This is a genomic window from Paenibacillus catalpae (assembly GCF_900112695.1).
In the GTDB taxonomy this organism is placed as follows: Bacteria; Bacillota; Bacilli; order Paenibacillales; family Paenibacillaceae; genus Pristimantibacillus; species Pristimantibacillus catalpae.
In genome coordinates this window covers 34,915-56,885 of the sequence record NZ_FOMT01000003.1, presented here as the reverse complement: position 1 = coordinate 56,885, position 21,971 = coordinate 34,915, and the positions used below count along the sequence as shown (strand labels likewise).

The window sequence follows — 21,971 nt, the reverse complement described above, 5'->3', positions numbered from 1 at the left end:
ATGAGTACGCTGATCGCAGCATCTTCTATCCTTAAGGAGCTGGAGCGGACGCTTCAAGCCGTTAAGCCCCGCGAGATAGAGGCGTTAGCCAAGCGGATTACGGAAGCGGAGAAGATTTTTGTAGCCGGAGCTGGCCGTTCGGGGTTAATGATGCGCGCGTTCGCGATGCGCCTCATGCATATGGGGTTCCGCGCCTATGTCGTGGGCGAGACCGTAACACCGGGTATCGCGGAAGGCGATCTGCTTCTAATCGGTTCGGGTTCAGGCGAGACCAAAAGCTTGACCTCCATGGCCTCCAAAGCGCAGAGCATCGGCGCATCCGTCGCGGCCATTTCGATTGTACCGGAATCGACTTTAGGCAAGCTGGCTTCAACGATTGTAACGATCCCCGCTGCGACAAAAGACAGCGCATCCGGCAGCTCCAGTCAGCCGATGGGCACCTTGTTCGAGCAAAGCCTCCTGCTTCTGCTGGATACAATTGTCCTGAACCTGATGGAGAACAAACAACTGCAAGGTGCAGCGATGTACAATAACCACGCGAATCTGGAATAACAGCTTGAACGCGAGAAAGCTCGGCATCCAAAACGGATGCCGAGTTTGTCATTTTTCAAGCGATCGAGGTTGATGATCCTTTCTTCTTCAGACATTCTATGCTTTTTAATGAAAACGCTTTAATCTGTATGGTCCGGCCTGTGCTAAGATGGGGCTATACACCGCGGAATGGGGGTTTTACAGACTTATGACAGCTTTTGACAAAGGGGCTTATTATACCGGTGAATACCGGAATTTGTTCAAGGAGCTTGGGTTTACCGACTCCGCTGTTCAAGCGAAGCTTGAGCAAGCATGGGCCGATCTGCTGAATGGCGATCCGGAGATTCGAATCTATTACCCGTTGGGGGACGACAAGGGGTATCTGCTTGATACCGGCAACCTGGACGTCCGGTCGGAGGGCATGTCCTACGGCATGATGATGGCCGTTCAGATGAATGACAAGGAGATCTTCGACCGGCTGTGGAATTTCTCGGTCACCTATATGCAGCATTCCGAAGGGCGATATAAGGATTATTTCGCCTGGCACTGCAAGCCTGACGGAACCCGCCTGTCCCAAGGGCCTGCCCCGGATGGCGAAGAGTTTTTTGCCATGGCGCTGTTGTTCGCAGCCAACCGTTGGGGTGACGGACCGGAGCCGTTCAACTATTCGGAGCAGGCGAAGCGGATTTTACGGGCATGTATCCACCAGGGTGAAGACGAGAGCGGCGGAGACCCGATGTGGGATCCGGCGACCAAGCTGATTAAATTCGTACCGGAATCCCTGTTCAGCGACCCGTCCTACCATCTTCCCCACTTCTACGACCTGTTTGCCATTTGGGCCGACGAAGCGGACAGGCCGTTCTGGAGAGAAGCCGCTGAAGCGAGCCGGGCCTATCTTCATCTTGCCTGTCATCCTGAGACCGGGCTCTCGCCGGAATATGCCAACTATGACGGTACGCCGGCAGCCGTTCAGAGGCATGGCGACTTCCGGCATTTCTACAGCGATGCTTACCGGACAGCAGCCAATATCGGACTGGATTGGGCCTGGTTCCGCAAGGATCTGTGGCAGGTTGAACAATCAAATCGGATTCAGCGGTTTTTCCGTCCAATCGATGTAGCCGATTACCGCCGCTATACGATTGACGGCACGCCGTTCGAGGAACCGGCACTCCACCCTGTTGGACTGCTCGCCACGAATGCCATGGCATCACTTGCCGCGGACGGACCGGATGCTGCCCATTTTGTTCATCTGTTCTGGAACACACCGCTCCGCAGCGGCGAACGCCGTTATTATGATAATTGCCTCTACTTCTTCAGCCTGCTGGCGTTAAGCGGTAATTACCGGATCTATTCATAGCTTCTAAACTAGAATGACAATCTGTGCTACAATTTAGACAGATTGTCGACTAGATAACTAGAGACATAGCAGCTGCCTTGGCACTGCTATTAAAGGATAAACACGAAAGCCCCGATCGATCAAGGAATCTTGATGATCAGGGCTTTTTTGTCTAATTTATTAGTTGAATAACGTAAGAACGACCGCTTGATCCGCGTGCAAAATCAATTCGTCCTGAAAATGGACGGTATCTTCATTAATCCCGAATCGTATCTCTTCATCGCCGGCATGAATGCGACTGATCTTATTCAGCAGGGCCGGTGCAAGCTTGAGCTCTTTCAGACCCAGCTCTCCGCCTAGTACCTTTACGCTCACGCTGCCTGCGGACATCTCGAAGATGCCCCAGCCCTGATCGAGCGACCAGAAGGTTCTGAACTCTTCATCCACCGTTTGAACCGGTTGAAAGCCGATCATTCCCTTGACCATATCGAACTCGAAACCGCTAAAAGCATGGAGCAAGGAGTAGCTCGCCATGGACCGCGCATAGTTACTGCCGCATTCGATCTCGTTCCAAGGGTTGCGTTTCTCTCCGTCGTAGCGATCGCGGATGGCCCGGACAATCGATAGGCCTTCCTCGATAAGACCTTCCTGAATCATGTGCGAAGCCGCTTGATATTCGAAGCCTGTCATCGTCTCCGAATTATAGGTAAGCGGGATCGAAGGCTTTACGGTTCCCTCCGGCCATGTGCAAATGACTAGACCTGCTTCATCATTCAGGGAATATAAGCGCCACGTGTTCGCCTCGTTTCTCATGCTAGGCTTATAATTATGCCGGTATAACGATTGCAGCGCCGTGCGCGTCTGTTCCTTATCGAAGATTTCTCCCAACCCGCATAGATTGGCATGCCACTGGGCGAGCACCTGGTCGATCACGCAGCCGTCCGCAATTTGATATTTGATCTCGGCCAGCTCTTCATTCCAGTATCCTCGTACAGCATCCTCCCCGTAACGCGGAAGGATCGTTTGATCCGACAAATCGATGAGCTGCGAATAATAGGAGCCGTTAAACAGATACCGATCCGCCCATTCTTTTCCTTTATCGAAAATTTGTTTGTAAGCCTCGGCCGTTTCTGATTCCCCTAAGAAAGCGGCCATCTCGGAACCGGCCTTCAGGGCAGCTAAATAAAATCCGGTCAACCAGGAATTAGGTCCATACAGCTCCATGTCGAGGGTATGATGCTGCCTTCCCTCCAAAACCCCTTTTCTTAAAGGGTCCCATTGATCGACGTTGGTATCGGCCCAAGCATATTCAATGGATTTTCGTATCGCAGGCCAGTTTGAGATTAGCCACTCTGTATTGCCCGATATTTTCCAATCCCGGTACGCTTTAATAACGCCCCCGAATTGACCATCCGCGCAAGCATGGTAATGCTGCTGTTCCCGGCCGACGGGCAGCATGAGTCTAAACGACATACGGCCATCCGAACGGCTGTTATAGCGAAAATCAAGGTCGCGCATGCTTCTCTCCAGCTTTGGAAACAGAAACGGCAGCGCATAGGCGTAGTTCCACACATGCGTACAAGAGCCTTCACAGGAGCCGGTGTCTTCCGTAACCCCCTCAAAACCATAGAAGGATCCATCCGTCAAACGCAAGCAGGTCGCTGACTTGAGCACGGATAAATTGGCAGATACGGCTTCCTTCACGACCTCGGGTACGGTTGAAGAGAATAACGCGTCTTTAAAGGTTATGGTTTCGGCAAAGAGGCGATCCCAGTGCTTAAGCGCATATACTCCACTTGCTTCGGAATTGTCGAATAGCGTTGCATAGTAATGCTTCCAGCTGTTAGACCCCGTCCTTTGAGGATTCCAGAAATTAACCATATTCGGGAAGTTCCAGCTGATCGTGAACCTGACCTTCCCCTTTTCACCCGGACTTAAGGTCACGTGAGCCGCAAGAGTGCCCGTGTCCTTATGCCTCTCGCTTGGCGGCATATCCACGGCATACGTTCTATTCGTCAGTGGACCGGGCTTCGCAAAGTCATGCCAGTACATCTCCAGCGCATCGCACCATCCGCCTCGATACCAGAAATCCTGATGACTGACTTCGGCCGCATCCGTAGCGATACATATATCGCCATATTGCGGATGATCGGCGTCGTATTGCGAAGAGGAAAGGGACAGCGTATGAGCTTGGCAGCCGGTCTCGCTCACCGTTTCCTTATAACGATGGATGACTTTCTCCGTAGGCATCGGGTTACCCGCGGACAGACCAATCGTATAGGTGACGGGTTCCTCGCCGCTATTTTCGATCTCCCATTCGAAGAAAGCAGCTGGAATACTCGAATCCTGGTCATTGAGAGGGATAAAAGGATTAAAGGCGAGCAGCTCTACCCGCCCCGGAAAGGAAGGGTCAGCAAACGTCATTCCCGACAGAGGGAATTCTCCCCGGAACTCCGTCTCCGCAAAATGCGGCATGCCGGCCATGGTCTGGCTTTCCGGTCCAAAGCCGTACCCGCTGTACCATGGTCCTCCGCGGATGTGTTCTCCTATATAAGGTCCCTGCAAATCCCCGTTTAATATCCGGGCATCCAGCAGACGACCCTGTTGCTCCGCTTTAATGGCAAAGTGACTAAATCCATTAAAGCTCTTCTTGTTCGGCCGATTGAAAATCTCCCAATCAATCAGCCTCCCGTTTCCTGCAAGCCCAATGCTGCCGCTGCCTATTCCGCCAAGAGGGAATGAAATTTCTCTCGTTTTGGCGCCTTTATACCTTTTACCCATATTGAAACTCCTCTCATTGCAAGGGTTATGATTCTATTATAATGGGCTCCGGCATTTAGAAAAACCTTACAATGAAGACAAAAAACCAGGACCTCTATGAGAGAAGTCCCGGCCTTGTTTAATTTATGCTATCCGCCCAGGAGTGCTGCGGCTTCCAGCCAAGCACCCTTTGAGCCTCCTGATTGCTGACGATCGCAGTCCGTTCCGGGAAGGCATCCCGCAGATCCTTCACGTCAGGATAGAACTGTTCAATGAGTTGAACGGTTGGCAGATCGCTTAGCGTATCGCTGCTTGTGATATTGAGGCAGATGGCCCCTCTATCCTCGGCCTTCAGCGAGGCGATGCAGGCGCTGACAGCATCACGGATGTCGATATAGCTCCAGAAAATATTTTTGAAAGCTTCCGGTTTGCGGATGGAGAGGTCTTTGTAGTCCTCCGGCTTCGTAATCATGGAGAAACGGAGCGAGATAACCTGCATTCCGTTACGTCGGTCGAACATGGCGGCCGTCAGCTCATTTACGATTTTTGACAACCCATAGCATTCCTGCGGCTGCTGCGGATGCTCCTCATCTACCGGCAGGTAATCCGGCGAGAACGGCGCTCTCGCCCAAGCGAAGCCATAGGAGGATTCGCTTGATCCCACCACAACTTTGCGGATGCCAAGCAGCGAGGCTGCCTCCAAAATATGATAGCCGGACACAACGTTATTGGCGAAAATATACGGATACGGATAGCCAAGCGGAGCCGGGATCGCCGCCATGTGGATGACAGCGTCAGCCCCGTGAAGCGCGGATACGACTTGTCCAAAATCATTCAGATCCACCTTGATCTGCCTGCAGCGCAGCTCGCTTGAACGCTGCTGGTCAAGCGATACAACCGTATATCCTTCTTGTAGAAGCTCCTTAATGAGCGCTGTCCCCAGCTTGCCGCTGCCGCCTGTCACTGCAATTGTCTTCATACGAGTACACTCCCAATGTCAAATGTCGTTACGGACGAACCAGAGTACCGTCGGCCTTTCGGTCCAGTTGGTAAGGGTTGAAATAGACCGACTTGCTCCAGCCTTCTCCAAGCAGCTGCTGCGCTTTAAGCTCATCCAGCTCGATTCCGAGACCTGGCTTTTGCGAGGGATACAGGTAGCCGCCTTTTCGCTCAATATGTCCCTGGAAAGCGTCTTTCTCCTCGGGCCTAAAATGGTTCACTTCCTGAATGCCAAAGTTCCATATCGCCATATCGAGATGAACGGCCGCCGCCTGATTGACCGGATCATTCTCCCCGCCCTCCTGCCAAGCCGTACGGACGCCAAACGCTTCGCTTAGAGCGGCGATTTTGCGGCAGGCGCTTATACCGCCGGCCTTGGATACGCGCACGCGGATGAAGTCGATCAGCTGCTCCTTGATCAGCTGCGTCCACTCCTGCGGATTAACAAACAGCTCGCCAACCGCCTGCGGCGTCGCGGTTTGCTGCCGCAAATGGCGGTACCAGCCGATTTGCTCCGGTGCGATCGCGTCCTCAAGGAAGAACAGGCTGTAAGGCTCCACCCGCTTCGCAAGCTGGATCGCGTTCACCGGGGACAGATGCTCATGCACGTCATGCGTGAACTGGACGCCCATGCCGAATTCATTTCTCAGCTGTTCAAACATATGCGGTATGGCCTGCAAATAAGACTGCTCGTCAAACACCGGACCACTGCCCCATGCCCCGGCAGGGATATTGGCCTTGTCCCGGTCAATAAATCCGCCGCCTCCGTAGCCGCCCGTTTGAACGCGGATCACGGTGTAGCCTTCTTCAATGAACTTGTGTACATCCTCTTTCAGCTCGGCTATATCCTTCCCGCCTGCATGACCGTAGCAAGGCACAGCCGCACGGCATGCACCGCCAAGCAGCTGATAGACGGGCAGCCCCGCCTCCTTGCCTTTTATATCCCAGAGCGCCATATCAATTCCGCCGATTGCGGTATGCAGCAAAGCGCCGTTTCTCCAATACCCGCTCATATACATCGTCTGCCACAGATCTTCTATATTGGCGGCATCTTTGCCGATTAATAGAGGGGCAAGCAATTGCTCGATAATTTGCACGACCGCTTCCGGATTATACACATCGGACGCAGACCCTAACCCGTACAGCCCATCCTGGTCCGTCATGACTTTAACGATGGTCCAGGTCCCGTTTTTGCGGGTGCGAATACATTTGATTCCTGTAATTTTAGCCATCCCGTTACCCTCCTCTTGTCGTGCTCCTTCCCATTCTAAGCCGCTTTACAAGTATGCTAAATAAGACATCTTTAAACTTTCTGTCGTAATATTGGCTTCTTTTGCTCCAGCTGCGTTAAGGGGGAACATTCAGAGGTTTGCAAACCTAAAAAAGGGCTGCCCATGGATCCATAGGACCTGACCGGGCAGCCTTTTTAGGTTTATCTCTTGAGCGGATCGTATCCCGCTGCTTGGTAAATCATTTCGCTCAGGCGCACGACCTTAAGGGCGAACTCGCCGGGGACGAGTACCTCATGACGCCCGAGGATGGCGTCGATGAAGCTTTTATCCTGATTCGTTACAGCCTCGGGAAGCTCCGGTACGATAGGCTCTTCATTCATGCGGCGGAGCGTGATTTGGCCATTGTCGTAGTAAATCCCGCCATTATCCCCGCAGAACGCAAACGTCTCGTTCCAGCCCGGAGCATAACCCGCAAAGTTCAAACCGGCAAGAGCCCCTTCCGCAAAGCGGATGGAGGTGAAGCTGTCAATTTCAACCGCTGCCCCATGGTTATGCACCTGGGACTTCACTTCTACCGGTGTCAGACCGGTCGTCCACAGCAGCACGTCGATAATATGGCTGCCGGAGTCCATGAGGAACCCGCCGCCGGACAGAGACGGCACCTGCCGCCATGTACCCTGAGTAAGCTGATACCACTCTTGGCTGAGTGAAGCGGTTACAGAGGTCAGCCTGCCAATCTCTCCGCTTGCAATCGCATTCCGAATGTATAGAAATTCCGGCTGAAAATGCCGCTGGTACGACACCTGCATCACTTTACCCGATGCTTCCGCCTTCTGAATGAGCTGTTCCGCTTCCACTGATGAGCAGGTCATCGGCTTCTCAATCAGCACATGCAGCCCTCTGTCCAGCACATCATAGGCTTGTCTGTAATGAAGCGTATGAGGCGAGCATATAACAACCACATCCAAAGCTCCATACTCCAGCATGTCCTCATACGCGGTGAACTGCCTGGCATTCTGCAAACCGAATTTTTCTGCAAAAGCAACGCGATTGTTTTCGCTTGTATCCGATAGAGCCGTAATCTGAACCTCCGGGAGCTCCAGCAGCTGCTTGGCGTGCCAGCCTGCAATACCTCCCGTGCCAATAAATCCAATACGAATGTTGCTCATCGCCTATAGCCTCCCAACATGAATAGCCGTTCCAGTGTCTGCAATCTGCAAAGCTTTACTTGTCTAGCTTATTTGTGCAAAGGCATGTTTAGTACGCTATTAATACGCCAAAAAGGAGCCGGATTCCTGCATGGAAACCGGCTCCCTCAGCTCTTTATTAACGATTATAAATCCGGTAGAAAAGAACGGCGGCTTCCGCTCGCGTCAATTTTCCTTTTGGCTCCAGCAGTCCGTCATGACCCTGCACGAGGCCAGCCTTCACCAGTGCGCTTAGGCTGCTCTTCGCGTAAGCCGAAATGTCACCTGCATCGGCAAAACCCGCAAGTACGTCTTCGGAGCCAGACGGCAGACCGGCCTTAGCTGCGGCGAGCGAGCGCTCGATAAACGTTGCCGCCTCCTCTCTCGTAATCGGTGCTGCCGGATTAAACCGGTTGCCGCCGGCACCGTTTGTGATGCCCAGCGCTTTTGCAATTCCTACAGCATCGGCATAATAACGGTCAGCCTTTACATCAGCAAAGCTGCCCTCGGCATCTGAAGTAAGGCCAAGCGTATCGACAAGCAGCTTCACAAAATCCGCCCGCTTAATTGATGCGCCAGGAGCAAAGGATGTATCGGATACACCGTTGATGATCCCTTTTGCCGCCAGTACTTCAATCGCTTCCTTTGCCCAGTCGTAGCCGTTCAGATCGCTGAACGGTTTTTGCACAAAAATAGTCGCATATTGGCTGAAATGTTTCGCCGTAAATACGATACTTCCAAGCGCTTCCTTGTATTGACCGCTTGGTACCGGAAACGGCTTGCCGCTTCCGTCGATATACCATACGGTCAGCTTCTTAGCGTCCGCTTTCTCAGCTGCCGAAGGCGAATAAGGAATGGAGACGGTAACCGGCGACTGGCTGTTATGCCAATCAATCGTTTGTCCGGAGGATTGGACAGACAGATCAACAACCGGACGCTCTCCGATTTTCTTCTTCAGCTCGTCGCTCCAACTGCTTGTATTCGCACTACCCATACGGATCGTTACCGTTTGACCAAGCTTATCCGCATCAGGCTTCAGCATATCGCTGGACAACAGCATGGTTCCCGAAGGGGTTACCAGCTCGATCAGCTTATCCGGCGACTGTTGATTCACATAGCTTGCAGGAAGCTCCAGAGCGTATCCGCCAGCACCCGTGACAGCAGGCAGTACAATCGTCACTTTTTTCTTGCCGTCCTGATTAGCCGCTGCTTTCGAGAACGCTTGACCCAGCAATGTTCCTGTCAGGGAAAGTTTTGCATCATTCGTGCCCGTGCCCAGAGTTGGCGTACCGTCAACCTGAACAGAACCATCCGGTTTGACTGTCACTTTCGGCTCGGCGGTTTGCCCGGAACCGGAACCATTGCCTGAGCCTGAGCCCGGATTCGTTGTCCCGCCAAGCGCCGCCAGTCTCGATGTCAGACCTGATTTCACTGTTCCTTGCGGAAGCAGGCTGACAAAGTTTGCCGCAGCGTCAATGCTTGCAACATCCTTCGACTGTTCAGCCGCTGCAACTGCCGCTTCAGCCGACTGCTCCAGCAGACTCTCATATTCGGAGCTTAGCAGATACAGATCGCCAAACTGCGTTGCATCCTTGCTTGTTCCGATACCTTGGTTATACTCGATAAAACCGGAACGTCCTGCGCCGTCATGTTCATTAAGCAGGATGGTCAAACCAAGCGGATCCTCCTGCGAGAACGTGTATCCTGCCCCATGCAGCTCCGAGATAGGGAGCGTGATTTCATAGACTGTCGCATGAGCAGCTTCATCTCTTGTAATAACGGCATCCGCAGCGTTAAACGCTCCGGCTGCAACTCCAGCCGGTGCACGCCATCTCCACTTCGAGACCGTGCCGCTGTTCGTAAGCGCAAATCCGAGCTCATTGACATTTTGGCTGGCGGAGCCGTCTTTTCTCGATAAATCAATACCAAGCTGCAAGCTGTCACCCTGCCAAATATCGCCGTTCGTCCAAGTCTGATAATGGGTATTGTCCGTTGCCCTGACCGTCACATAGAGATTATCATCATCCCACCGCACGCCAGCTTCAGCACTCAGGTCGTCTTTGCCGCCCCAAATCCCGCCCAGACTCGAGTAATTGGTCGAGCTTGAAATATCAATGAGTGGCTGAACCTGGCTGTCCTCATCCTTGCGCGTTGCAAAGGACTGCGCGGTCTTCACCTGCGTCACATAGGAGTAGCCATTATCCAGCGTTACTTTGTATTTCAGCGTATCGCCCGACAAATAAGGGAGAGTAACCGTTACGCTTTCTCCAAGAGCAATATGGTTGAAGCGGACCGGTACAAACTTGTCTTTATAGCTGTCTGGCGCAATCACTTCAATCTTGCCCGCAAGAGGGTCGGATTCCGTCATGTTCGTCAGCTTCAGCGCAACATTCGAATTAGCCGGATGACTCTCATCAAATTCGCCTTTCACCAGATCCAGCGCTACCGGAACCAGGTTTGAACCCGTCACTTTGGTACCCGCTTCATTCACCAACTGAAGGCCGCCCTTGAACAGATTGTTGGCAATAACAAGCTTCTCAATGTCAGGACCGGCATACACATGATTCGTGTTTGGCTGCTGAAAGTAGGAATCATAGAGCGTAATGTCGCCGCCAACCGCGTTAATGCCGCGCTGCCCTACCCTTGTAAAGTTGCTTTGCTGAATACGGACATCTCCTCCGAAAATATCAAAGGAACGGGTCGTGTCTCCCCACATGGAAGAGTTGAAGAATACAGCCTTGGAGTCAAAATCTTCCCCAACTACAACGTATACTTTGTCGGAGGTGCTCATCGACACCAGCTCGGTATTAATCAGCTTGAGGCCCGCTGCCCCGGCAGCATCAAGCACGGCGCCTTTCTTGCTGCCGTCCGTACCATGGCCAATGACTACCGCTTCAGGACCAGCCCCGTCCTGCTCCTCAAAGTGAATACCGTATTTCGAACCGTACACAAACGTATTAAAGATCGTCTCGCTTGTTACATCGCCAATCCGGAACGCATCCAGATTTTCCTTCTGGTAGCTCCATACCGCATCAAAGTCCTGATCCGTAGTAGGATGGTTCGGGAAGTTGTTCCGGCCGTAATAATGCGGGTTGAACTGCACGTTGCGCATTAAGCCGCCTTCAGCGCCGCCCCCAAGGAAGATGCCTTCCATAAGAGGCGAGCCTGCTACGTAATCGATATAATGACCGCTGGTATCATAGGAGCCAAAATCCACTCCCTTGTAAGGGTTGATCAGTGTTGTATCAATGAGATAGACGCCGCTTCCTTTGCCCTGAACCGTCCAGGCATAAGGCTTCACGTTCGTCCAGCTCTGCTCATCATAATAAACAGATAAGCCTCTGAGGCCCGCATCCTGCTCCAGAGTGAGGAACGGCACGCCATCCGGGTCATTCTCTCCATGATTCGTAAATAAAGCAGTGCCGCCGCCAATCGTATGGTGCGGCACATCCCATGAGCCGCGCAATTCAACGCCGCTTGGTACGGTGAGTGAATCATTGACACGGTAGATGCCCGCTGGCAAATATACCGTGCCGCCGCCTGCTGCATCGGCATCGTCAAGCGCCTGCTGGATTTTCGCCGATACATCCGTCTCACCCGTGCTGTCTGCCTCATAAGGAGCTGCCGTAACATCAAACAAGCTGTCATTAGCTGGTCTTGGCCGGTTCTCCAAATCGAGCGCCGCTACTTCCGGAAGCTGCTCCAGTACGTATTTCGCATCCTGATGGACGTTAAGCTCTGCCGCATCGCTGTTATTTGTAACAGCCAGACTGCCGTTGTTTCCGGAATTTACGGCATTGACCGTAGCCACGCTGTCTTCCAGCAATACGTGCTTGGAAGCTTTGGCAAAGCTGGATTGGCCCAAAATCAGCGAGCCGTGCTTTGCGTCAATGGCATAACCGCCGCCTTGGTCATCCCAGTTCTCGAACGTGCTGTTCTCGAAGGACAATACGCCGCTGCCTTCATTCACAACCGCATGATGCGGCGTGCCGCCAAACGTAACTTTGTTAAATTGAACGATGGAATGGAACCCTTCCGTTGCATATACCGCTTTAGGCTCCGTACCCACGTTTGCTTTAAAGCTGCTGTCGGAGATTAAGAGGCCAAAATCGTTAACGCCTTCGACCTTCAGCGCTACGTTGCTGTCATGAACATGAATTTTGTAAAGCTGGGCATTAGCCGTCTCAAGGCTGCCCGTTCTTGTTGTAATCCGCATGCCTGTCTTGAAATCTGCCAGATCAATATCCGACATGTACTCCCAGTCGGAGCGGCCCATTACGATCCCCTCGGTGTTAGCTGTCGTATAGGCTTTTAATTCTGCCTGCTGCGGTGAACCGGCAAGGCTGGATTCCGCCCAATACGAGGACGACAGACGGACATGTTCAATTCTTCCAATATCCGTTGTGTAGTCAAGGAAAATGCCTGTCTTCAGGGCTGTACCGTATAAATTGCGGACGTAGTGAAGCTCATTCCAGGACGGGCCAATCTTGATCCCGTTGTAGGAATTGACGAGCGTCACGTTCTTGATGGTCATGCTGTCGCCTGACAACTGCTCGAACGTCCATGGATAAGCAACCGGTGTACTAAGAGACTGCTCCGGATACCAGACGGACAGATTCGTCACGCCGCTTACCGGTGCCAGCTGCAGGAAGCTTGGGCCATTATCGGCACCTTTGTCGGCATATACGGCAAGAATCGTTCCTTTTACTTCTCCGCCGGAAGCATCGGGACTAATCCAGTCGCCCCGCAGCGTAACACCTGTAGGTACAATAAGATGACTAGTCAGCTTGTAGGTGCCGGCCGGAGCAAATACAACACCGCCGCCGCGGTTGCCTGCTGCCGCCAGCGCATCCTGAAATGCCTTCGTATCATCCTTCACGCCGTCGCCGGCAGCACCAAAGTCCTTGACGCTCATATCGGCAATGACGACATCATCCGTTGGATAAACCGTGTCGTAGACTTTCGTCTCCGTCGATACATTTTGCTGCGGCTGGGTCTTCACCGACACCGAAGCGATATACAAATCGGGATTGCCGCCAATAGCCCCCGGTCCGGATACATGAAGACGGAAGTCCCCGCCATTCGTACCGTTCGCGAATTTGGCATCGCCAAGCTTAAACGTATGTTTTTTCCACGTATTCGTGTTCGTATAAGTAAATTCCGGCGCATCCTTGAACGCTGCGGATTGCGCGTCGTATTGCAGCTTCATGCTGCCGCTGCCGCTGTCATAATACTCAACCGTCACGAATACATCCTGATCCGAATTATCGAACAAAAAGCTGTCCGACACATTGAAATAGAAATAAAGGATATTTGCGCCATGATCGGTAGGGCTAATTGTCTGATTGGTTTTCCAGTACGTTTTTCCGCCGATCTCACCCGTCAGAAGATTCTCCGCTGCGCCGTCGCCGGGTTGGGCCGTAATACCATGGGAGACCGGAGTCTCGCCAAGCGTAATGCTTGCTTCCGGAGAAGCCGTTTCCTTAAGCGTCTTCTTGACCGTCACGCTTGCGACCTTCAAATCAGGATTCAGACCGCCGTCGATTCCGCCGCCTTCAACAGCGATCCGGAAATCCGTATCGTTCGTGCGGTTGGCGAACTTCGCGTCAGTCAGATTAAACGTATAATCCTTCCACGTCTTCGTGTCGCCGTACGTGAACTTGGCGCTGTCCTTGAATGCGGCCGACTGCGCGTCATATTGGAGCAGTAAGCTTCCGCTTCCCTCATCAAAATAGCGCAGAGTCACATCTACGTTATAATCCGCGCTGTCGAATAAATAATCGTCGCTGACGTTCATATACAGATAGGTGGTGCCTTCTGCCTTGTTTGTCTGCCAATAAGGAACGTCTGCTTCCGTTCCCGTCAGGAGACCGTCTCCATTATCGCCTGCTCTGCCGGATATCCCGCTTTCGACAGGTTCAGCACCGAGTGTAATTGCCGCAACATCCGTGTCGTCTTCAGCGGCCGAAACACTTGGCAAGCCGATAAAACCAACAGAAGAGAAAATCATCAGCATAACGAGCAGTCTTGCCACTCCAGCACGTACTTTTATCCCATTTCGGTTCGTAATCACAATCAAACCTCCATTTTGCCATGTATTTGAGTGTTGTATTCGCTTACAATTCCGAGAAAAAGAGAAGCCCCCTATAGGTGTCATCAGGCTGGCTTCTCTTCGAGTGTCTGTGCGATATGTTAGATGTTCTTACTTCTTGTCAGCAAGGAACGCGTCGATTTGTTTTTGAGTCTCAGCGATAATCGTATCAAGACCATTTTTCTTTTGCGTCTCGATATAATCGTTAACTGCTTTCTCTACATCCTTCACAACGCCGAATTCAATTGGCCTGCTCAGCTCGTCGCTTGCTGCGTCGCGCTTGGCCAGCTCGTTCTTCATCGTGTCTTCCGCAAGGAAAAGACCGTCGATTGGCGAGTTGACATTGTTGGGCTCGCTTGCGAATTTCGCTTCGTTTACCCAGAAATCAGGTCCGTACGTCATTGTTGGACGCATGAATTGCGGCTTCCAGAACGCCCATTGGCCGCCCCACTCCATGTAGTTGCTTGTAGTCGTATCCATGCCTTCAGGATATTCAGCGGTATCACCGTTCAGGACGTACGTTTTGCCCTCGATACCATATTGAACAAGATCATAAAGCGTTTTGTCCGTTTCAATCATGTCAAGGAAACGAAGAACGCGGTCGGCGTTTTTGGAGTTGCGGTTGATCGCTACAACGTTAGCAAGCGCCGTGCGGTTAACGAAACGTTTGTCCGGGTAAAGCTCGGAGGAAGCCAGTTTGTACGTCGGATCGGAGAAGCCGGGGTTCGCTTTAACCCATTCATGGGAGGTAAGCGTCACGAGCATCTTGCCGTTTCTCCACTCTGCTGCGCCATCCGTTTTGTCGATCATGGCGTCACGGTTAATCAGGTTCTCGTCATACCATGTTTTGACCAGCTTGGATGCTTCCAAATAAAAGGGCTGCTGCTCTACCGGTTGCACTTTTACGTTCTCGTCATTCAAGTAGAAGCCCAGCCCATGGAAGTTCAGATCCACCCACTCATCGCGGACCATATAAACGGACAGCGGCGTTGTGCGGTTAATTCTTTCGTTCGGATAAGCTTCCTTCATCTGACGAAGCAATTTGTCAATATCTTCAATCGTTTTGATCGAGCCTTCCGGAATATCGATTCCCGCCTTCTCCGTCAAATCGGAGCGCCAAGCCATAAATTTGCGTTCATTCATCTTCATTGTCCATGGCAGACCAACAATGTTGCCGTTCACCGTAGCTGCGCCAAGCGTACCCTGCTCTTCATATTTCTTATAGAGATTAGGCGCATATTCCGGCAGCAGATCGTTCAGCGTCATGTAGGAGCCTTTTGCAGCCATTTGCTTATACGACAGCCAGTCGCCGTCAAAGTTCATATCCCATTTGTCGCCGGAAGCGGCCATAACGAGCATTTTATCCTTGAAATCGCCAAACGGTATAAAGTTAATATCGAATTTAACGTTAAGTCCTTTATCTTTCACGTACTCGCTGACCTTGGACCATACTTCATCCGTAGCGGCTTTCTTGTCTCCGCCGAAGTAGAACTTCAGCGTCACTTCTTTTTCCGGTTCTGTGTTGTCGGTTTGCGAGCTTTCCTTAGGAGTGTTGCTGCCACCGCTGTTGCTTGGCGTGTTGCCATTGCCGTTGTTCGAGCTGCATGCCGAGAGCATAATGCTCATTGACATCGTAGCTGCGAGGGCTAACGACATGATGCGGATCTTCTTCTTCATCCTGACCTCTCCCTTATGCTTGTCATTTATATACTACACGGCGTTAGCCGATATAGTCATCCTTTTACCGCGCCTACCATGAGGCCTTTAACGAAATAACGCTGTACGAACGGGTACAGGAAAACGATTGGCCCGATCGTGACGACAGTGAGCGCCATCTTGATTGATTCCGACGGAATTTGCGCCGATATGCGCTGCATCGCGGAAGCGTTGCTGGAGCTCTTCAGGAACTCGACGTTGGAGACTAGCGTCCGCAGCAGCAGCTGCAGCGGCTGAAGCTCCTGTTTGTCGATAAACATAAGACCGAGGAACCAGTCGTTCCAGTAGCTCAAGGCAACGAACAAACCAACGGTTGCGAGTACGGGAAGCGACAGCGGCATAATGAGCTTATAAAAAATTTTGAACTCACCGGCACCGTCCATTTTCGCCGACTCATTAATCTCCTCCGGAATCGAATGCATGAAATTGCGGATCAGGAACATATTGAACGCATTGGCGAGCATCGGCAGAATGAGTGCCCACAGCGAGTCTTTCAGATCGAGATAATGAACGCAGATGATATACCATGGCACGAGACCGCCGTTGAACAACATGGTAATGATGACGTAGACGGATAAAATATTCCGGTACTTGAAAGAACGCCTCGCCATCACGTAAGCGCCCATGCTGGTGACGAATACGGACATGATTGTGCCGGCCACCGTAACAAGAATACTGATGCCGTATGCATCGATAATCCGGTTGGAGCCTAGGAACAGGATCCGGTAGGAGTCAAACGTAACGTGATGCGGCCACAGCGAATAGCCGTAGTTAATAATGTCTTTCTCCGTGCTTAGCGAGCCCGAAATAACCATAATGAATGGAAATAAACAGGATAAGCTGAACAGGGAGATGATGATAATGATCAGAGACTGCGAGATTGAGATTTTTTTGGCAAGCATATCGTGTTTCCTCCGTTCTAGAAGATGGCCGAATCTTTATCGATCTTGCGTGCTGCGTAGTTGCTGGCAATGACCAGAACGAAGGCAATCATCGACTGCAGGAAGCCTGCTGCGGAAGCCATTCCGATATCGCCGGATTTGCGCAAGCTGCGGTACACAAACGTATCGATAACATCCGTTGTCGGGAAGAGCAGCGAAGCATCTCCAACCATCGCGTAAAACATGCCGAAGTCCGCATTCATAATTCTGCCTACGGCCAGCAGCGTTAATATGATGATCGTTGGTCTCAGCATCGGAAGACTGATATAACGGATCTGCTGCCATCTCGTCGCCCCGTCGATCGAGGCTGCTTCATAGTAAGAATTATCGATAGAGGTCAATGCTGCCAGATAGATGATGGTGCCGTATCCGGTCGCCTTCCATCTCACCGCGATGGTGAGAATGATTGGCCAGAGGCCCGCTTCACTATAGAAGTCGATCGGCTGGAGGCCAATGCTTGCAAGGAAGTGGTTAATCGCGCCGCTCTCGAAATCGAGCAGATTGTAGGCGAATACGCCAACGACGATCCAGGAGATAAAGAACGGCAGGAACGTAAGCGATTGCGATACCCGTTTGAAATATTTGTTCCTGACCTCATTGAGCAGAAGCGCGAACCCGACTTCAAAGATCAGGCCTACAGTGATGAACAGCACATTTAGCAAAATCGTGTTCCTCACTGCCCGGAACGCCGTGTCCGATGAGAACAGGTAATCAAAGTTATCAAGCAGCGGGTTCATCCAGTTGCTGCCGAAGATGCCTTTCGTAAAGTCGAAATCTTTGAAGGCGATTACAAGTCCGGCCAGCGGCAGGTAGTTGAACAAAAATAGGAGTACCGCTACAGGGAGGAACATAAGCAGTAAGGTGCGATTTTTAAACAATTCCCGAATGACTCCATTTTTCATAGCGTTTTCCCTTCTCTCTTGTGATAGTTTTATTGTAGATTTGAGGGAAATTGAAAACCATGAGTGGATCTTATCCTTTATAGTTTGGGATTAAACAAAGCTGTCCTGAGGGTCGGATTGTAATGATTAGTGATGTACCAGTTTCATTCCAGGCCGCTTCGGGTACAAAAACAATAAGAAGTCTCGCCAAAAAAAATCGAGGACGGTGATCCGAATGTCCGTTCAACAGCGCAATTACGAAGAACGCCATATCGAGAAAAAGCACGATCCGAGCCGTGTAGCATCCACATTTATCAAATACTTTGCTTATGTGATTATTACTTTCGGGGTGCTGTATTTCATCGCGAAATACCTCCTGCCGATGTTTTAATCCGCACCGGATCGACTAACTCGCATACGTATTGAAAAGGTGATTTTCATAAAAATAGCGTTGCAGAGGGCTATCTCTGCAACGCTATTTTTATATTGAGATCTCTCGCTGCTTTCTACGGTAAATTGCGGACAAGCCGTTGTCCTATGTTCCTTGTTCGGTCAGAAAATCAAGGTTGAATACCATAATCGTTCGATAACCCTGAATAGATTAGTACAAGCCTATTTGATTCAGGGGGTCAATACGTTGATGTCATTTTATTTCGAATATATTTTACTCGGGCTCTCCTTAGCCGCTCCAATCGGTCCCATTAATGCTGCACAGATGGAACGCGGAATTCGAAGCGGATTTTGGAACGCATGGCTCCTTGGATTAGGATCTATGACCGTAGATATCCTTTATTTATTGGTCGTTTACTTAGGCACCGTTCATTTTTTGGATAACCCTTTTATGAAAACCCTGCTGTGGTCTTTTGGCTGTTTCGTTCTGCTGTATACCGGAATCATAAGCCTGCAAGGGGTTAAAACGGAGCTATTCCATCGAAACAAAGTGAAAGAGTCTGGCCTGAAATCATATGGGACAGACTTCATCTTATCGGTGCTCAATCCTTTGACGATCATGTTCTGGATCGGTATTTACGGTTCGGTTCTTGCGGAAGCGACAAAAAAATTTGAGCCAAGCCAGCTCCTCGTTTGTACATCAGGTATATTGTTAGGGGTATTTATATGGGATTTGTCCATGGCCGCCGTATCCAGCCATTTTCACCGTTTTTTGAATGATCGCGCATTGTCCCTCATTTCCGTTCTCTCCGGCTTATCCTTAATTGGATTTGGTTTATATTTTGGCATCGAAGCCATCAGGGAATTGATTCATTAAAGGGAATATTCCTCGCGGGTTCTCCTCACACTATCACTTGTATGAAGTGATTATGGGAGAGATGGGAATGAGTCAACAGAAAAGCGCGGAAAAGCCTCTTCAATGGTGGCAACTATCACTTATGGGTGTTGCATGTACCATTGGCACGGGGTATTTCCTGGGCACAGGCGTAGGAATAAGGGTCGGAGGAAATGCGATTCTTATTGCTTTTATTCTCGCTGCCTTCTCAACCTTTGTTGTCTTTGATTTCTTAGCAAAAATGACGGCTGCCGACCCTATGGACGGATCTTTTTGTGCCTATTCCAAGAAGGCGTTTGGACGTTGGGCCGGATTTTCAAGCGGATGGGTGTACTGGTCCTCAGAGTTATTAATAATGGGGAGCCAAATGGCGGCGCTGTCCTTATTTACAAGGCTGTGGTTCCCGAATGTTCCCTTATGGATATTCGCTTCGATCTATGCCTTACTGGGTATCGGAATTATTGCGATTGGAACGAAGGGCTTCGAAAGAATGGAGCATATCTTTGCGGTCATTAAGCTGGCTGCAATTGTCATATTCGTCATTATTGCCGTGTTAGCCCTGATGGGAATCCTCGGAGTGGGCAAGCATGAACCGAAATGGCCGCTGCCATTATTCCCACAAGGTATGAAGGAAAGCTGGGCCAGCATGATTTATGCCTTTTACTCTTTTGGAGGAATCGAGGTTATGGGGTTGTTGGCGATTCGGCTCAAGGATCCCAAGGAAGCACCCAAGTCCGGTCGAGTCATGATCATCACTCTGACGGCTCTGTACATTCTATCGCTTACCCTTGCGCTTAGTCTCGCGCCTTGGACTTCAATTGAAAAGAAAGAGAGTCCATTCGTCTCGTCTTTGAAAGGCTACGGGATTGTTTTTGTCCCGCATTTTTTTAACGCGGCTTTCATAATAGCCGGTTTCTCAACGATGATTGCTTCCTTATTCGCTGTCACAAAAATTCTGGTCACTTTAGCTAAAGACGGAAATGCCCCTTCCTTGTTCTGCAAGGTCAGTAAAGGCAAACGCAGCATGCCTTACTTTGCCTTCGGCATAACCATAATCATGCTTGCCGGTTCCATCTTGCTAGCCTTGCTTATGCCCGACAGCGTTTACGAGTACATTACGACGGCGGCAGCCTTAATGCTGTTGTATAACTGGATATTCATTCTGTTGACATCAGGCAGGCTGCTGCAACTTGGCCAATGGGGACAAGCTAAGCGTTGGATCGGGGTTAGCTTTATCATCATGGCAATATGCGGTACTTTGTTTCATGCCACAAGCCGGCCTGGTTTTTACATAAGCATTGGATTTCTGGCCTTGATCGGGTGCTTGACAGTGTTTATGTCGCATAAATGGAAGCATGCTTCCTGAATAAACTTGCTATCAAATTTCGAGCAGCTTAAGGACACGATCACTTGTTCCTTCCGAAATAGATATCTATCGTGTCCCAACACCGTTAACTGCCTGTCGACGGTTTTACACTCTCTTTTTATAAACCCTCATTGCAAAAATATAAGCTACGAGCATAATTCCGACGCACCACGCAAGCGCAATCCAGATGTCGTTGCCCACCGGCTGATCCGACAGCAAGGCGCGGATGGATTCTACGATAGAGGTCACCGGCTGGTTTTCGGCAAAGACGCGAACAACAGTTGGCATTGAATCGGTTGGCACAAAGGCGGAGCTGATAAAGGGAAGGAAGATTAGGGGGTAGGAAAAGGCGCTCGCGCCATCGACCGTTTTTGCGGACAGTCCGGCTATGGCTGCGACCCATGTTAACGCCAGCGTGAACAGAGCGAGGATCCCCGCTACGGCAAGCCATGGCAGCACTCCCGCGGACGAACGAAAACCCATGATTAACGCTACGAGAATGATGACGACCACCGATATGGCGTTGGATGCAAGCGAAGTCAGTACATGACCCCAAAGCAAGGCGGAACGTGAGATCGGCATCGTTTGAAATCGTTCGAATATGCCCCGCTGTACATCCGTAAACAAACGGAAAGCCGTGTAGGATATTCCGCTGGCAATCGCCATAAGAAGGATTCCGGGCAACAAGTAATTCACATAATTATCCGTACCGGTCTCGATGGCACCGCCTAATACGTAGACGAACAGCAGCATCATCGCGATCGGCGTGACGGTAACCGTAATGATGGTGTCCATGCTGCGGAAAATGTGACGCATGGAGCGTCCAAGCATAACGCTAATATCGATGAAGAAATGCTTCTTTGCCGTTTCCATTTAAACAGCCTCCCTTTTACCGATGATTGCGAGAAAAATCTCCTCTAACGACGGTTGCTTCTCGACATACTCCACCTTTGTGGTCGGGAACATCTTCTTTAGCTCCTGTAACGTACCGCTCGCGATAATTCTGCCTTCGTGCAAAATGGCAATCTTGTCGGCAAGCTGCTCCGCCTCCTCCAAATACTGCGTGGTAAGAAGTACGGTCGTCCCGCCGGCCGCCAGTTCTTTGACTATCTTCCACACCTCGATCCGAGCCTCTGGGTCAAGCCCGGTGGTCGGCTCATCGAGAAAAATAATCTGCGGTTTTCCAACCATGCTCAAAGCGATGTCGAGCCTGCGTCGCATGCCCCCGGAATAAGTAGACACTCTGCGGTCCGCAGCATCTGTTAAGCCGAAGCGCTGCAACAGGTCATCCGCAACCTGGCGCGGGTTTTTGAGGTATCTCAGCTTGGCGATCATGACCAGATTTTCTCTGGCCGTCAAAATTTCATCCACGGCGGCAAACTGCCCGGTCAGACTGATCGTCTGACGAACTTGATCCGGTTGTGATGCTGCATCAAATCCGCTCACGGCAGCGGTTCCGCCATCCGGTTTGAGCAGCGTGGTGAGAATTTTGACAACCGTTGTCTTTCCTGCCCCGTTGGAGCCGAGCAGTGCAAAGATACTGCCCTTCTCCACCTCGAAATCTACGCCCTTCAGGACTTGAAGATCTTTGTAAGACTTCTGCAGCCCCTTCACTTTAATGGCAGTGTTTTTCATTTGGTTTCCCC

At 51.0% G+C, this 21,971-nt stretch carries 15 protein-coding genes; 5 read left to right on the top strand and 10 right to left on the bottom strand.

Annotated elements, in window-relative coordinates; translation table 11 throughout:
• On the top strand, positions 1 to 552 hold the full coding sequence (hxlB, locus tag BM200_RS13975) for a 6-phospho-3-hexuloisomerase (protein WP_091186464.1): 552 nt from the start codon (positions 1 to 3) through the stop codon (positions 550 to 552).
• A gap of 187 nt (positions 553 to 739) precedes the next feature.
• Positions 740 to 1,888 carry a family 8 glycosyl hydrolase gene (locus BM200_RS13970; RefSeq protein WP_091186462.1) on the top strand — a complete coding sequence of 383 codons (1,149 nt, stop codon included), beginning with the start codon at positions 740 to 742 and terminating at the stop codon, positions 1,886 to 1,888.
• Between the two features lie 159 nt (positions 1,889 to 2,047).
• Here the strand turns inward: BM200_RS13970 and BM200_RS13965 are convergent, their stop codons facing one another.
• From BM200_RS13965 to BM200_RS13930, 8 genes are all read right to left on the bottom strand, one after another.
• The gene (locus BM200_RS13965) at positions 2,048 to 4,648 is read right to left on the bottom strand and encodes a GH116 family glycosyl-hydrolase (RefSeq protein ID WP_091186460.1); all 2,601 of its coding nucleotides are present in this window, start codon (positions 4,646 to 4,648) and stop codon (positions 2,048 to 2,050) included.
• Between the two features lie 118 nt (positions 4,649 to 4,766).
• On the bottom strand, positions 4,767 to 5,606 hold the full coding sequence (locus tag BM200_RS13960) for an NAD-dependent epimerase/dehydratase family protein (protein ID WP_091186458.1): 840 nt from the start codon (positions 5,604 to 5,606) through the stop codon (positions 4,767 to 4,769).
• A 28-nt stretch (positions 5,607 to 5,634) separates the two neighbouring features.
• A complete protein-coding gene (locus tag BM200_RS13955; RefSeq protein ID WP_091186455.1) occupies positions 5,635 to 6,858 on the bottom strand; it encodes an enolase C-terminal domain-like protein in 1,224 nt (407 codons plus the stop codon).
• Between the two features lie 200 nt (positions 6,859 to 7,058).
• Positions 7,059 to 8,027, bottom strand: coding sequence for a Gfo/Idh/MocA family protein (locus BM200_RS13950; protein ID WP_091186454.1), 969 nt, complete (start codon positions 8,025 to 8,027; stop codon positions 7,059 to 7,061).
• 157 nt (positions 8,028 to 8,184) lie between these two features.
• Positions 8,185 to 14,118 (bottom strand): S-layer homology domain-containing protein, encoded by a 5,934-nt coding sequence (locus BM200_RS13945; protein WP_091186451.1) that lies wholly within the window; start codon positions 14,116 to 14,118, stop codon positions 8,185 to 8,187.
• Between the two features lie 129 nt (positions 14,119 to 14,247).
• Positions 14,248 to 15,813, bottom strand: a complete 1,566-nt coding sequence (locus BM200_RS13940; RefSeq protein WP_091186448.1) for an extracellular solute-binding protein — start codon at positions 15,811 to 15,813, stop codon at positions 14,248 to 14,250.
• Positions 15,814 to 15,869: 56 nt separating this feature from the next.
• Positions 15,870 to 16,754, bottom strand: coding sequence for a carbohydrate ABC transporter permease (locus tag BM200_RS13935; protein WP_091186446.1), 885 nt, complete (start codon positions 16,752 to 16,754; stop codon positions 15,870 to 15,872).
• Positions 16,755 to 16,771: 17 nt separating this feature from the next.
• A complete protein-coding gene (locus tag BM200_RS13930) occupies positions 16,772 to 17,695 on the bottom strand; it encodes an ABC transporter permease (RefSeq protein WP_091186443.1) in 924 nt (307 codons plus the stop codon).
• 214 nt (positions 17,696 to 17,909) lie between these two features.
• Between BM200_RS13930 and BM200_RS30025 the strand changes: the two genes are divergently transcribed.
• From BM200_RS30025 to BM200_RS13920, 3 genes are all read left to right on the top strand, one after another.
• The gene (locus tag BM200_RS30025) at positions 17,910 to 18,065 is read left to right on the top strand and encodes a hypothetical protein (protein WP_175532870.1); all 156 of its coding nucleotides are present in this window, start codon (positions 17,910 to 17,912) and stop codon (positions 18,063 to 18,065) included.
• A gap of 249 nt (positions 18,066 to 18,314) precedes the next feature.
• The gene (locus tag BM200_RS13925; RefSeq protein ID WP_091186441.1) at positions 18,315 to 18,941 is read left to right on the top strand and encodes a LysE family transporter; all 627 of its coding nucleotides are present in this window, start codon (positions 18,315 to 18,317) and stop codon (positions 18,939 to 18,941) included.
• A 67-nt stretch (positions 18,942 to 19,008) separates the two neighbouring features.
• Positions 19,009 to 20,325, top strand: coding sequence for an amino acid permease (locus BM200_RS13920; protein ID WP_091186439.1), 1,317 nt, complete (start codon positions 19,009 to 19,011; stop codon positions 20,323 to 20,325).
• Positions 20,326 to 20,430: 105 nt separating this feature from the next.
• Here the strand turns inward: BM200_RS13920 and BM200_RS13915 are convergent, their stop codons facing one another.
• Both BM200_RS13915 and BM200_RS13910 read right to left on the bottom strand, forming a co-directional pair.
• The gene (locus BM200_RS13915) at positions 20,431 to 21,198 is read right to left on the bottom strand and encodes an ABC transporter permease (RefSeq protein WP_091186436.1); all 768 of its coding nucleotides are present in this window, start codon (positions 21,196 to 21,198) and stop codon (positions 20,431 to 20,433) included.
• On the bottom strand, positions 21,199 to 21,960 hold the full coding sequence (locus tag BM200_RS13910) for an ABC transporter ATP-binding protein (protein ID WP_091186434.1): 762 nt from the start codon (positions 21,958 to 21,960) through the stop codon (positions 21,199 to 21,201). It lies immediately after the preceding gene.
• Between the last annotated feature and the right edge of the window lie 11 nt (positions 21,961 to 21,971).

Coding starts and splice junctions, on each gene's coding strand:
- hxlB (WP_091186464.1), top strand. CDS start 1: ATGAGTACGCTGATCGCAGCATCTTCTATCCTTAAGGAGCTGGAGCGG.
- BM200_RS13970 (WP_091186462.1), top strand. CDS start 740: ATGACAGCTTTTGACAAAGGGGCTTATTATACCGGTGAATACCGGAAT.
- BM200_RS13965 (WP_091186460.1), bottom strand. CDS start 4,648: ATGGGTAAAAGGTATAAAGGCGCCAAAACGAGAGAAATTTCATTCCCT.
- BM200_RS13960 (WP_091186458.1), bottom strand. CDS start 5,606: ATGAAGACAATTGCAGTGACAGGCGGCAGCGGCAAGCTGGGGACAGCG.
- BM200_RS13955 (WP_091186455.1), bottom strand. CDS start 6,858: ATGGCTAAAATTACAGGAATCAAATGTATTCGCACCCGCAAAAACGGG.
- BM200_RS13950 (WP_091186454.1), bottom strand. CDS start 8,027: ATGAGCAACATTCGTATTGGATTTATTGGCACGGGAGGTATTGCAGGC.
- BM200_RS13940 (WP_091186448.1), bottom strand. CDS start 15,813: ATGAAGAAGAAGATCCGCATCATGTCGTTAGCCCTCGCAGCTACGATG.
- BM200_RS13935 (WP_091186446.1), bottom strand. CDS start 16,754: ATGCTTGCCAAAAAAATCTCAATCTCGCAGTCTCTGATCATTATCATC.
- BM200_RS13930 (WP_091186443.1), bottom strand. CDS start 17,695: ATGAAAAATGGAGTCATTCGGGAATTGTTTAAAAATCGCACCTTACTG.
- BM200_RS30025 (WP_175532870.1), top strand. CDS start 17,910: ATGTCCGTTCAACAGCGCAATTACGAAGAACGCCATATCGAGAAAAAG.
- BM200_RS13925 (WP_091186441.1), top strand. CDS start 18,315: ATGTCATTTTATTTCGAATATATTTTACTCGGGCTCTCCTTAGCCGCT.
- BM200_RS13920 (WP_091186439.1), top strand. CDS start 19,009: ATGAGTCAACAGAAAAGCGCGGAAAAGCCTCTTCAATGGTGGCAACTA.
- BM200_RS13915 (WP_091186436.1), bottom strand. CDS start 21,198: ATGGAAACGGCAAAGAAGCATTTCTTCATCGATATTAGCGTTATGCTT.
- BM200_RS13910 (WP_091186434.1), bottom strand. CDS start 21,960: ATGAAAAACACTGCCATTAAAGTGAAGGGGCTGCAGAAGTCTTACAAA.